The organism is Micromonospora sp. DH13, from assembly GCF_020873825.1.
Classification (GTDB): Bacteria; Actinomycetota; Actinomycetes; order Mycobacteriales; family Micromonosporaceae; genus Micromonospora; species Micromonospora haikouensis.
This window is the reverse complement of sequence record NZ_JAHWGR010000002.1, coordinates 187,297-200,162: the sequence shown is the minus strand read 5'-3', so window position 1 is coordinate 200,162 and position 12,866 is coordinate 187,297. Positions and strand designations below refer to the sequence as shown.

Here is a 12,866-nt window from a genome sequence, read left to right as displayed (position 1 = left end):
ATGAATGCGCAACAGAGTCTCAGAGGACGTCTGATTCACGTATTCTACGCATGTTGTGGTTCTAGGGGTTCTCGCCAGGTTGGGGTGGTTTCGGTGGTGAGGCGTTTGGTGAGATTGTCGATCATGGCGAGGGTGATCATGCCGGCGGAGTTGTCGGGTCGGGTTTCGTAGTCGCGGACGAGTCGGCGGTGGTGCATGAGCCAGCCGATGGTGGTTCGACGACCCATCGCCGTTTGACCACGCTGAAGCCCTTGATGTGGGGGACTTTGGTGACGATCTCGACGTCGACGCCGAGTGCGGCGCCGTGTTCGGCGACGCGGTTCTTGAAGCCGGCGTCGACCCAGGTCTTGGTCAGGGTGGGGTAGGTGGCGGTGGCCTGGTCGAGCAGGTCCATGCCGATGGTGTTGTCGCTGGCGCTTACGGCGGTGACGATGACGGCGAGGAGCGGGCCGAGGGTGTCGGTGATGATTCCGCGTTTGCGGCCGACGATCTTCTTCCCGGCGTTGGTGCCCTGTGTGAACAGTGGCACGTTGGTGGAGGTCTTCACGCTCTGGCCATCCATGATGGAGGCCGTGGGTTGGGTGGTGCGGCCGTGGTGGTCGCGGACGAGGCCGGTGAGCTGGTAGTTCAGTTCGGGGAAGATGCCTTCCTTGTTCCAGGCGACGAAGTAGCCGTAGACCGTGGCGTGGGGCGGGAAGTCGTGGGGCAGGTAGCGCCAGGCGATGCCGGTGCGGTTGACGTACAGGATGGCGTTGAAGATCCCGCGCAGGTCGTGGGTGGGGGCGCGGCCGCTGACGCCAGCCTCGGTGCGGGCCTGCCGCAAGGCGGTCAGGCGGGGCGCGATCAGTGCCCATCGGCGTCGGACAGGTCGGACGGGTAGGGGCGCCGTTCGGTCATGCAGCAGGCGTACGGTGTCGGGGCACTGGGTCGGCGGGCGTCATGTCCGTCGATGCCGGGTGAAAGTGAATCAGACGCGAATCGCGGGGTGAAATGCTCCGATTCCGGTCAGGGTTAGGTCGGTCGGGATGCGTTCATTCCGGGTCAGGTCGGTCGTCTTGCACTACCGGGGCCGAGACGTCAATCGGCCCCTACTGCCGCGAACGCGAAACAAGCGTCCAGTCAGAGAAGGAGTCTACAACCCGGACCTGGAAGACCTGCCTCACTCCATGCGTCGGCCCGGCGCGCCGTACGCCCACACTGCGCGGCCTCGCTGGTTCCCGCTGACTCTGGTCACTGCCGCAGGTCTCCGGCAGGATGGGTGACGGTAGAGTCGCGTACCTCCGGGTGCTCCTTCCGGCGGGCGGACGGCCCGCCGACAACTGTGACGGGATTCGAAGCGCAGTGACGACGACCACGACCGTGCACGACGTCATCAAGGCGATCCGCGACCGCTCATCGAGCAATCGTGATCGTGGCACCGGTTTCGAGGAGTTGATGCTTCAGTACCTGAGCACCGACCCGCAGTGGACCGAGCAGTTCAGCCGGGTGTGGATGTGGGCCGACTGGCCGGGAACGGCACACGACAAGCGGGATGTCGGCATCGACCTGGTCGCGCAGGACCGGGAGACGGGTGGTTACTGCGCCATCCAGTGCAAGTTCTACGAGCCGCACCACACCGTCGAGAAGGCAGACATCGACTCCTTCTTCACCGCCTCCGGGAAGGGTGGCTTCACCCGCCGCTTGATCATCTCGACGACCGACAAGTGGAACGTTCACGCTGAGGCAGCGCTCGCCGATCAGCAGGTTCCGGTCACGCGGATCGGACTCGACGAGATCGCGCAGAGCCCGGTGCAGTGGCACATGCCTACCCTCGGTGACCGCGTCGAGATTACGCTGCGACAGAAGCACGATATCCGCCCCCATCAGCGTGAAGCGATTGACGATGTCTTCGCCCGCTTCGCCAAACACAGCCGTGGAAAGCTGATCATGGCGTGCGGCACCGGCAAGACGTTCACTAGCCTGAAGATCGCCGAACGGCTGCAGCGCGAGCGGGCGGTCGCTGGAGAGGCGGAGCACACCTCCGTGCTCTTCCTGGTGCCCTCCATCGCCTTGTTGTCGCAGAGCCTGCGGGAATGGTCGTACGAGTCCGAGGTGCCGCTGCGGGCGTTCGCGGTGTGCTCGGACACGAAGGTCGGCAAGCAGCGGGCCGCCACGGGCGACGACAACGACATGGCCACCTACGACCTGGCCCTGCCTGCCACCACCGACCCCGATCGCCTGATCGAACAAATGGCCAGCGTTGAGGCTGAGCCAGGGCTGACCGTGGTCTTCTCCACCTACCAGTCCATCGGCACCGTGGCGGCGGCCCAGCGCAGGGGCCTGTCCCGCTTTGACCTGATCCTGTGCGACGAGGCCCATCGCACAACCGGTGTCACGCTGGCCGGCCACGACGAGTCGTCGTTCGTCCGGGTCCACGACGACACCTACCTCGGCGGCGACCGCCGCCTCTACATGACCGCAACCCCGCGGATCTACAACGAGGACACCAAGTCCGAGGCGCGCAACGCCGACGCGCTGCTGGCCTCGATGGACGACGAGACGACGTACGGCCCTGAGTTCCACCGGTTAGGCTTTGGAAAAGCCGTCGGGCGGGGTCTACTCACCGATTACAAGGTCCTCATCCTCACCGTTGACGAAGGTAGAGTGGCCAAGACGCTACAGCAGGGTCTTGCCGGTGGGGACTCCGAACTGCGGCTCGATGATGCCGCGAAGATCATCGGCTGCTGGAACGCGATGGCTAAGCGCACCGGCACGTTCGCCGATGGCTCCGGGTTCGCCGAGGGTGAGGCGCCCATGAAACGGGCTGTCGCGTTCGCCCGTTCGATCGTCGACTCCACGGCGATCGCGAAGCGTTTCGCTGAGGTCGTCGACGCCTACGACGATGCCGACGACGAGGTGCTGCGCTGCGAGGTCGAGCACGTCGACGGCACCTTCAATACGTTGCGGCGAAACAGGCTGCTGGACTGGCTGAAGCAGGACCCGGGCCCGGCCAACGCCCGCATTCTGTCCAACGCCCGCTGCCTCTCGGAGGGCGTGGACGTGCCGAGCTTGGACGCCGTCCTCTTCCTCCACCCTCGCAACTCGGTCGTGGACGTGGTTCAGTCCGTCGGCCGGGTGATGCGACGCGCCGATAACAAGAGCTACGGCTACATCATCCTGCCCGTTGCCATCCCCGCCGGCATGGCGCCGGAGAAGGCGCTCGCCGACAACCAGCGCTTCAAGACGGTGTGGCAGGTTCTCCAAGCGCTGCGCGCCCACGATGACCGCTTCAACGCCACCGTCAACCAGATCGAGCTGAACAAGAACAAGCCCGACAACAAGATCGGCATCGGCAGCATCGGCCCAGATGACGAGTCGTTCGGCGACCGCGACGGATCGAGCACAGCTGCCAGCGGCGAAGCCGCGAAGGCGAAGGAAGCCCAGAGCGCCAAGCACATCCAGGACGCGCTTTTCTCCGTCACCGACTGGCGAGAGGCCATCTACGCCCGCATCGTCGACAAGGTCGGCCAACGGCAGTACTGGGAGGACTGGGCCCGCGACATCGCCCAGATTGCCGAACGCCACGTCACCCGCATCAAGGCCGCCCTGACGCTGCCCGAGAAGCGAAGCGCCTTCGAGGAGTTTCTCAGCGAGCTACGCCTTAACATCAACCCAGGCGTCAACGACAGCGACGCCATCGACATGCTGGCCCAGCACATCGTCACCAAGCCGGTCTTCGACGCGCTGTTCAAGGACTACGGCTTCGCCGAGCACAACCCGGTCTCCAAGGCCATGCAGCGCATGCTCGATATCCTCGACGATCAAGGGCTTGACGCCGAGAGCAAGAAGCTCGAGGAGTTCTACCAGTCGGTGCGAGTGCGCGCCGAGGGCATCGACAACCACGAGGGCCGCCAGCGCGTCATCGTCGAGCTGTACGACAAGTTCTTCAAGACCGCCCTGCCAAAGACCGCCGACGCCCTCGGTATCGTCTACACCCCCGTCGAGGTCGTCGACTTCATCATCCGCTCGACCGAGCAGGCGCTGAACAAGCATTTCAGTCGCTCCCTGTCGGACGAAGGCGTCCAGATCATCGACCCCTTCGTCGGCACCGGCACCTTCCCGGTCCGCCTCCTCCAATCCGGCTACATTAAGCCAGAAGACCTGCTCCGCAAGTACACGGCTGAAATGCATGCCAACGAGATCGTGCTGCTCGCGTATTACATCGCGGCCGTCAACATCGAGGCCGCGTTCCACGACCTGGTCGGCGGCGAATACCGGCCCTTCGAAGGAATCGTGCTGACGGACACCTTCCAGCTCGCCGAGGGCACGGCCAAGCTGGAAGGGATGGATGTCCTCGAAGGCAACAGCGAACGCGCCAAGAAGCAACAGAAGCAAAACATCACCGTCGTCATCGGCAACCCGCCCTACTCTGTGGGTCAAGATAGCGTCAACGACAACAACCAGAATTTGAAGTACAAGGCCCTCGATGAACGGATAGAAACGACCTACGGGACCCGAACGAATGCAACTTCGCGCCGCACACTGTACGACTCGTATATTCGGGCCATTCGTTGGGCTTCTGACCGCATCGAAGACGAAGGTATTGTCGCATACATCTCCAACGGCGGCTACATAGATGGAAACACCTACGACGGCCTACGCCAGTCCCTGATCGATGAATTCGACGCAATCTACTGCTACAACCTGCGAGGAAACCAGCGCACAAGTGGCGAGCAGTCCCGCAAAGAAGGCGGCAAGATTTTTGGATCAGGCAGCCGGAATACAGTCGCCATTTTGATTTTGATCAAAGACGGCAAGACTTCCGGGGGGAATTCGCAAGGCACACTCTACTACCGCGACATCGGCGAATATCTCACTCGTGAAGAAAAGTTGCGCACTATCGGTAGGCAAGATCTCGGAACTGTCGAGTGGCACGAGATCATCCCTAACGCGGAAGGCGATTGGATTAACCAGCGCGACGACACTTTCGCAAACTATCAGGCCTTGGGGGACAGAAATAGCACTGAGGGACCTGAGCCGATCTTCGCCACATACTCGCTCGGGCTGGGAACAAATCGGGATGCGTGGGTCTACAACTACTCTGAACAGAAATTGAGCACGAACGTGGCCTCGACGATCGACTTCTACAACAGCGAGGTGGACCGGTTCGAAGAGAGTTGCAAGAGCAGGGGCATTACTCGACCACAGACATCGGACGCGGAGACGTTCATCGACCGAAACCCGACCAAGATCAGCTGGTCGTCAAGCCTCATCCCTAAGGTTGCACGACGCAAGAATATCGCACTCGACCTAAGTCGCGTAGTCCCCAGTTACTATCGCGTCTTCTGTCGCCAGAATCTCTATTTCGATCGAGATCTAAACCATCGCCAAGGCAAGCTACCCCAAATGTTTCCGAGCCCCAGGCAGGAGAACTTCGGGTTCTATGTGAACGGATTCCACGCCACCGCGGAGTTCGCCCTCCTGGCAGTGAATCTCATCCCATGCCTCGATCTGTTCGGAAAGGGCGGGTACTTCTTTCCGCGTTACACTTACGGCGAACTCGACTCCGGAGACGGGCTTTTCGCCGCTGCGGGCCTAGCGGTCGACTACCAGCGTCTTGACAACATAACTGACGCCACCCTCCTGGATTATCACCGCCGCTACAGCGACCCGACTATCACCAAAGATGACATCTTCTACTACACGTATGGATTGCTACACTCGCCGCAGTATCGAGAGAAGTTCGCCGCAGACCTAAAGAAGGCCCTGCCGCGCATACCGAAGGTCGTTAGATTCCGCGGCTTTGCCGAGGCTGGCCGGAAGCTTGCCAACCTGCACATCGGCTATGAGCAGGTAGAGCCGCACCAGGGCATTGTCGAGACGGTCGCGGGAGACGCAACTACCACTCCACTCGACGAACTGTATCGAGTCGGCAAGATGAAGTTTGCCAGGGCCAAAGGTGTAGTGGATCGGTCGACGATCCTTTACAACCACCGTGTGACCCTCAGCAACATCCCCGAGGAGGCGTACCGCTACCAACTCGGCGCCCGTTCGGCAGTTGAGTGGATCATCGATCGGTACCAGGTCAAGACCGACAAGGACTCTGGGATCATCAACGACCCGAACGACTGGTCTGACGATGCGCGTTATGTGGTGGACCTAATCAAGAGAATCGTGACCGTCAGCCTGGAAACCATGAAGATAGTAGACGCTTTGCCCGATCTGGATTTCTTGGATTAGCGGCGCCAAAGGGGGCACATCATCAATAGGGCATTCCGACGGGGCCAACAGCCGTCTGGGACGCGCCCCAGCCCGGCGGCGAGCTGGTCGTCGAGTGCTCGAGCGCACGGGTCGGTCTTGGCGAACGGAGCCGATGTCGTGCTCGAACGATGCGACGCAGGTTCCGTCTCCCACACCGGCGCGGCGCGTCCAAGTCGGCCAGCGCGGAGGCGCGTAGCTCGGCATCTGCCTCACGCTCTGCCCAGCCCCCCTGCCGGCGCAGCCGCTGCTGGTGCCGCGAGCGCCTGCACCGCCATATCTGCTGCGGTGGTGAGGTGGCGTACCACTTCTTCAGGTAGTTCACCGAGCCCGAGGCCCGCCGTGGTGGCGATGCGGCGCAGGGCCGCGTGCTGGTCGGCGGTGATGCCTTGCGGGGGTTCGCGGAAGCCGAGGATGTCGCGGGCGGCGTAACCGTCGGCGGTGTCGATGCCCTGTCGCGCGGTGTGGTGCAGAAGTCGGGTCGCCAGTTCGGGCTGGGTCGCGTTGGCCAGGATGGCTCCCGCGAGTCCAAGCCGCGCGCGGTAGGACGCATAGTTCGGTGCCGTGATGGGAAGGGCGAGCTGCTCCGTCAGCACGGTGAGGTGCTGGGGCTTGGCGGGGCGGGCCGGCGTTGCACACATGAGGCTGAGGCAGGCGGCGACCTGTTGCTCCCACGGTTGGGTGAGCGCGCTTTCCGTAAGGACCCTACGGCCGTACTCAGGGTCGCCCTGAAGGCACGCTGCGATGATGACGGCCTGCCGGCCCTCCATCAGGTGAGCACCGATGCCGTTGTGACTTCGTGCGTGCTCGGCTGCCTCGTCCCATCGTCCGTCCAAGGCCAGCACGCGCGTGCCTTCGCCGATGAGTTGAAGCCAGACCCACTGGCGGAGCATGCGTCGTTCGGCGCGATCACCGACGAGGTTGGCGGTGGGCAGGGTGCGGTCGCCGACAACCAGGGCGATGTTGCTGGTGACCGCTTCGAGCATGGCCTCCATGAGTCGCAGCGCCGGCGCGCCTTGTTCTGCGCGGATCTGCAGGCGGGCCAGGTTGAGGACGGGTTCGAGCATGTAACGGGCTTCCAGGACGGTGAGAGGACGCGCTAGTCGAAGGTAGGCGTCGATGTGCTGCCAGCAGATCCGTCGGGCGAGGTCCGGCAGTCCGGCGTCGCTGGCGATGAGGGCGGCCTTGTTGAGTGCGTGCGCCGCGTCGGCCATGCCGTGAGCGGGTTTCCGTAGCGCGGCGTTCGCCGCGTCCGTGATCTCCTTCATGCGTAGGGGCAGGGCTGGGCAGTCGGGGCGTGGGCGGCCGAGGAGCGGGAAGCGGCGCGCTGCGGCGGCGACGGTGTCGTGGTGCACGATCAGCTCCCGGGCAGGATGGCGGTGGTCGCCGCACGGGCGAGGATGCCCTGCGCATGGGCGGGCAGGGCGAGCCGGTTCCAGTGGAAGATCACAATCTGGGCGAGGACCGCCCGGATGCCCCGGCCGAGGCGTCCGCTGGCGGCAGCCAGGCCGAGTTTGCGGCCAGCGTCCGCGAATGCTGTTTCCCAGTCGCAGGCGTCGGTGAGCGGTCCGTCGGGGGCGAACAGTGCCGTGCGGGCCTCGTCCGGAAGCGCGAGCAGGGGTCGCATCCGCGCGGCAAGGTCCGCGACGCGTGACGACTCGGTGGCCGCAGGTGCGGGACGCATCTGGGCTACCCGGTCGAAGACGTCTGCGGCTTCGAACCAGTCCAGGCCGGCGTGGTGCTGGAGCGTCCGCAGCAGCAGTAGCGACAGTTCGCGACGGCCGATCGGTGGCGGGTCGTGCCCGGCGTAGGCGAGGACGCCGCGGCTGTCAGCGCAGAACAGTTCGTGCACGATCGCAGTGGCGGACAGCCCGCCGAACGCGGCCGTCTCGGGCTCGTAGATGCCCGGTTCCCAGCCCGCGATCACTCCTACAGCGGCGAGGTCGTCGAGGAGCGCACCGGCTGCGTCGTGGTCGGCCGTGCGGATCCTGATCCGCCAGCTCGGGTGTTTGCGTAGGAACCACCAGGATACTCGGTTATCACCGAGCCGGTCGAGCGGTGGGCCGATCCGTGTGCGGAAGACGGCCTCGGCGGTGGCCCAGTCGATCGGCCGGATGCGCGCCTGGAACCAGGCGTTGTCGTGGCGGATCTCCAGGGCGGCGATACCCCCGGCCCGGTACGTCTGGACGGCGGTGTCGAGTTCGTCCGGGGCGATACCGGCGGCTGCGGCTGTCGTCTCCAGCGCGGCCCCGGCGAGGACGGCTTCGACGAGGGCGACGACCGCGGCGGGCGCTCCGTTGGTCAGACGATAAGCAGACATTCGTCCCACCTGGTCCGGGGTGGCGCGGCGGTGCGGGCGGTCTCCATCGCGAGGAGGTGGCCGGTGCGACCGGTCAGGAAGCCGTCGTCCGGGTCGGGTTCGTGGCGGGTGAGGCGTTCGGTGAGGGCGGGCAGCCGCGCCGCGATGCCCGGGGTCTTCGCGTCGGCGGCGGCCCGGAGCACGGTGTGGTGGAGGCCGGCCAGACCGTGGCAGACCCCGGGTTCGGTGAGCCGGTCGAGTTGCTGGTCGTTCAGGCAGGCCGCGAGTACGGCCTCGGCGTCGGCCTGCCGGGCGGCATGGTTCGTGGCGATGGCAGCGAGTTGGAGGGCACGGGCGATTCCGGGCGCGCCGTAGCACCACGAGGGCCTGCCCGGCCCCACCTGGGTGGGACGGCCGGTACGGAGTTGGTCGCGGGTGAGCCACTGGGGCCACCACGATCCCTGGGTGACGTCGTCCTGCCGCCAGCGGTCGAACCAGGAGCACAGGCGCTCGATCGCCTCCGTCTGGCCGCGAACCCGGTGGCCCGCCCTGTCGGCGAGGGCGAGCAGGGAGAGCAGGCCGGCTGCGCCGTGGGCCATCCCGAAGTTGGCGTGGCCTCCGGGGGTGGGCAGGGTCGGGTCGGGGTCGTGGTCGACCCACCAGCCGGGTAGTCGCTGTCCGTCATGGGTGCAGGGTCGGGTCAGTCGCGTGATGTACGTCAGAAGGTCACCGAGTTCGTCGGCGTCGGGCAGGTGGCGGAGCAGCAGGGCTCCGGTGCCGACGAGGCCGTAGAAGATGTCGTACTCGGCGAACATGCCGGGCTGGCCACGTCGGAGGCGGTCGTCCGCTGCGGTCAGCCGCTGGCGGACGAGCCGCCGCACGTAGCGGGTGAGGCTCTGACGCGCGGCGGCGTAACGGTCGCGGCCGTCGGCGGTCGCCGCGTTGAGCAGGAAGAGGACGGCGGGTGCGCCGTGGTACAGGCCGGTGTGCCTTCCGGCGTCGATGGGGCTGCTCGTGGCTCGGGTGACGAGGTGGTGTGCGGTGGTCCAGTCCCCCGCACCGTTCAGGGCACGTTCGATGGCCAGGAGCGCGGGGCCGACGGCGCCGGTCGCGAGGGACTGTCGGCCCGCTCCGTTCGCGTCGATGCCGGTGGGCCCGGCGGTGGCCGTCATCGCGGACCTGCCTGTGCCAGGCAGCGCATCGCCGCTGCTCGCGCGGCGTGATTGGTCCTGCGCTCGAAGTCGGGATCGACGCCGACCGCGCGCATGTGGTGCTCGTGCAGCAGGGTCCGCAGCACGCTCCCGGGGTCGCGCTGTGGCAGCAGGCAGTCGTGGTATGCGCGCACCGCGAGATCGCGGATCTGCCAGGTGTCCGCGACGGCGTCCCCGCCGGGCAGGGCTCGCAGGCTCTGATGGTCGCCGGCGGGGTCGGCCAGGCGACGGGCCAGGTCGGTGAGCGTGCGCTCGGCTGGTTCGGTGGCTTCGCGGAGGCAGGCCAGCAGCGCCCGATAGCCCGGGTGGGGGCGCGAGGCGAAGGCTGCGGCGAGTCGCGCCATCGATGCAGCGGCGAGCGCCTGCGCCGGGATGCCGGCCAGGTCGGCGGTACGAAGTTGCGCGATGGCGGCGGCGGTGTCGGCGGCGAAGACCTTCTCGGCGGCGAGGAGGGCGGGGCCGTGGCCGTAGCGGGCGGGATGCTGGTGATAAGCGGCGAGGACGAGTTCGGCGGGCAGACTCTGAGCCGCCAACCCGTTGGCGAACTCCGCCAGGATGGCGGCGGCGGGTCCGTACGCGCCTGGTTCGCTGAACCGGAGGAACAGGGACAGGTGCTGGTCGGCCTCGACGCGGATGGTGTCGCGGTGCCGCCTGAACCACCAGCGCCGCAGACCGAGGCCGATGAGGTTGTCGACCAGCTTCGGCAGGTGCGCGGTGAGCAACTGGTCGGTGCGGGCCGGGTTGCCAACCAGCCGGGCGTGGACGATGGTGGACGCTCCGGGCCGGAAGGTGTCGCCGGGTCGGGCGGTGACCGGCGGCGTGCGCTTCGGGACCGTGGTCAGGGTCATCGAGGTGAGGAACTCCGCAGGTCGGCCTGCGGTCCATTCGTAACCGTCGGGCGGGGCATCTTCTCGTAGCTCGAGCCGACCGGCACGGATCAGCCGGGCTCGCAGGAGGGCACGGTCGAGCGGTCGGCTGAGGTCGAGGGGCAGGCGAAGCTCGCCGTGGCAGGCCACCACCCGGTCCGGTACGCGCCACTGCTGCCGCCAGGCGGCGAGGGACGTTTCCCACCGGCCCGCAGCCGGCTCGTCGCCTCGCGGGTCGACGGAGGCGAGATCGGCTCCGGCGAGCAGCCAGCGCGCCGGGCTCAGGATGATGCGGCCGTACCGGATACGGGGAAGGTAGGGCAGGTTGCGCGCGGCTGCGCCGTGGTCGAGCGGACCGAAGACGACGCTGCGGGCGTCGGCGACCTCGGCGAGGAACCGCGCCAGGGGCGGGGTCTGCACGGTGGTGTCCAGGGCATGCGGGATGTGCGGGACGACGCGCCGACCGGTCGGCCAGTGGACGAGGTACATCTGTTCGGCGTCGGCGGTGACGGCGAGGTCGTCCACGGTGACCGTCGGGCCGTCGGGATGCTCGGACAGGGACAGCACGTCGGGCAGGAGTGTGCCGACGCGGGTGACGTTCTGGTTGTGCGTGCGGCGGGGTGGGAACGACAGTTGGACCGGGAACGCCGGGTCCGCGTCAGAGGCATGGTGGGCGTAGGACGCGGCGATCTGCGCCTGTTCGGCAGGGTCGAGAAGGTAGGCGAACCGCCCGACCATGCTGGTCGGCGTTCTGGGGGCGGCCGTGATCCGCAACTCGTAGTCTCCACGGTCCACCTTCTCGGCGCTGGCCGCGTACACGGCGAAGCCCAGTTCGAGCCGGCAGGGCGGGACTGCGGTGGCGTGGTTACCTACGGTGAGTGCGTCGACGTCGGCATCGGTGAGGCGGATCTCGTCGATGCCGTCGAGGGTCGCCTTCTGGATGAGCGCGGCCAGGCGTACATCACGCTCGGTCAGCATCCGCCAGGCCGGACGTGCTCGGGGTGCGCCGAGAAAGCCGGCGGGATAGCCGAGGCCGGAATCTGCGACCAGGTCGCGGACCGGCACCAGAGCTCCGGGGCCGTACCGGTCACGGAACCGGGCGTGGTAGTCCAGCCAGGCGACGGATCCGAACGGCTGAGTGGTCAGGCGGAGCAGCAGTTCGGCGGCGAGCGCCACCTCGTCGAGCACCCGGGACGGAATGCTGATCTTGGCGTCGAGCCGCAGGTCGACGGCGAGCTGGTGCTCGGCGTCGGGTGCCAGCGTCGCCATGGCCCTGATCGCTGCGGCCCGGGTCCGCGCCGCCTCGCGGGGATCTGCCAGCGCATTGTGTCGCGCGATCAGCTCACCGGCCGCCTTGAGCCAGTCGAGGATCGGTGCCACCGCGCTCAGCTCGGCGGCCCCTGCGGCATCCAGCACGTCGATGACATGGGCCAGGCCGTCCGCGGCGGTCATGGGCGGGCGGAGGCTGGTGATGAGGAAGCCGCCGCCCACGAGGCCGTGCAGCATCGCCCCGATCGTTGCGGGAGCCGCGTGGGGCATCTCGTGCGCGATCCGCGCGGCGAGCTGAGGAAAGTGGATCGGCCGCGCCGCGTGGGCAAGGGCCAGCCGTACGGCCCGGTTGTTCGTGGTGGAGGTTTCGCGGGGTGGTCCAGGCGAGCGCTGGCCCGGCAGCGGCCGGGCGGCGACGATGACGCGGCCGTCGCGCACGAACCTTGCGCTGTCGGCGACCACGGTCAGCCGTCGTTGGAGATCGGGGTCGGACTCGAGGCTGTCGACGACGTGCGTCAGCCATTCACCGTCGACCCGTGCCGCAGCGCGGTGCCTGTCCCCGATCGTTGCCGCCGCCGGGCCGACGGTCGCTGTGGTGACGGCGGCGAACAGTCCGAACGGCGTCGTTCGGCGTTGCCATCGCAGCAGATAGGAGGCGGTGGCGAGGACCGCGCGGCGGACGGCGGCGGCTGTCGCCTCGGCGGCCCTGGGGGTGAGGAGTTGGCTGACGCGTGCGGCGAGGCCGGGGCTGGCCATCGAGATGGCGTCCCGGACGTCAGGGCGTGTCCACCGGTTGGCCAGCCAGGCGAGGCCCTCACGCGCGGGCGCTGCCGGGCCGATGAGGGCGGCTGACGGTCCGGGGCCGAGGTCGCCGGGATCGGTGCTGGCCCGGACCAGTACCGGGCCGGTTGGCTGGTACCTGGCGTGCTCGGGCGGCATGGGGTGCCTCCTGGCGGGCGGGGGGTGGGGAGAGGGGCGCCGGAG

The 12,866-nt window shown here is 67.1% G+C and carries 5 protein-coding genes and 1 pseudogene; 1 reads left to right on the top strand and 5 read right to left on the bottom strand.

Annotated elements, in window-relative coordinates; genetic code table 11:
- Positions 1-44 precede the first annotated feature (44 nt).
- Positions 45-897: pseudogene (locus LPA42_RS02835) on the bottom strand (IS5 family transposase).
- Positions 898-1,341: 444 nt separating this feature from the next.
- Here LPA42_RS02835 and LPA42_RS02830 point away from each other — a divergent pair.
- Positions 1,342-6,219, top strand: coding sequence for a type ISP restriction/modification enzyme (locus LPA42_RS02830; protein WP_228986294.1), 4,878 nt, complete (start codon positions 1,342-1,344; stop codon positions 6,217-6,219).
- Between the two features lie 230 nt (positions 6,220-6,449).
- Here the strand turns inward: LPA42_RS02830 and LPA42_RS02825 are convergent, their stop codons facing one another.
- The 4 genes from LPA42_RS02825 to LPA42_RS02810 all read right to left on the bottom strand — a co-directional run bounded on the left by LPA42_RS02825 (position 6,450) and on the right by LPA42_RS02810 (position 12,821).
- Positions 6,450-7,505 carry a hypothetical protein gene (locus tag LPA42_RS02825; RefSeq protein ID WP_228986293.1) on the bottom strand — a complete coding sequence of 352 codons (1,056 nt, stop codon included), beginning with the start codon at positions 7,503-7,505 and terminating at the stop codon, positions 6,450-6,452.
- Positions 7,506-7,594: 89 nt separating this feature from the next.
- The gene (locus LPA42_RS02820) at positions 7,595-8,557 is read right to left on the bottom strand and encodes a thiopeptide-type bacteriocin biosynthesis protein (RefSeq protein ID WP_077939516.1); all 963 of its coding nucleotides are present in this window, start codon (positions 8,555-8,557) and stop codon (positions 7,595-7,597) included.
- On the bottom strand, positions 8,539-9,708 hold the full coding sequence (locus tag LPA42_RS02815) for a lanthionine synthetase C family protein (RefSeq protein WP_077939515.1): 1,170 nt from the start codon (positions 9,706-9,708) through the stop codon (positions 8,539-8,541). Before LPA42_RS02815 ends, LPA42_RS02820 begins: the two co-directional genes overlap by 19 nt.
- A complete protein-coding gene (locus LPA42_RS02810; protein WP_077939514.1) occupies positions 9,705-12,821 on the bottom strand; it encodes a lantibiotic dehydratase in 3,117 nt (1,038 codons plus the stop codon). Before LPA42_RS02810 ends, LPA42_RS02815 begins: the two co-directional genes overlap by 4 nt.
- Between the last annotated feature and the right edge of the window lie 45 nt (positions 12,822-12,866).

Bases quoted from the DNA above. Each gene is read 5' to 3' on its own strand.
- LPA42_RS02825 (WP_228986293.1), bottom strand. From the start codon at position 7,505: ATGAAGGAGATCACGGACGCGGCGAACGCCGCGCTACGGAAACCCGCT.
- LPA42_RS02820 (WP_077939516.1), bottom strand. From the start codon at position 8,557: ATGTCTGCTTATCGTCTGACCAACGGAGCGCCCGCCGCGGTCGTCGCC.
- LPA42_RS02815 (WP_077939515.1), bottom strand. From the start codon at position 9,708: ATGACGGCCACCGCCGGGCCCACCGGCATCGACGCGAACGGAGCGGGC.
- LPA42_RS02810 (WP_077939514.1), bottom strand. From the start codon at position 12,821: ATGCCGCCCGAGCACGCCAGGTACCAGCCAACCGGCCCGGTACTGGTC.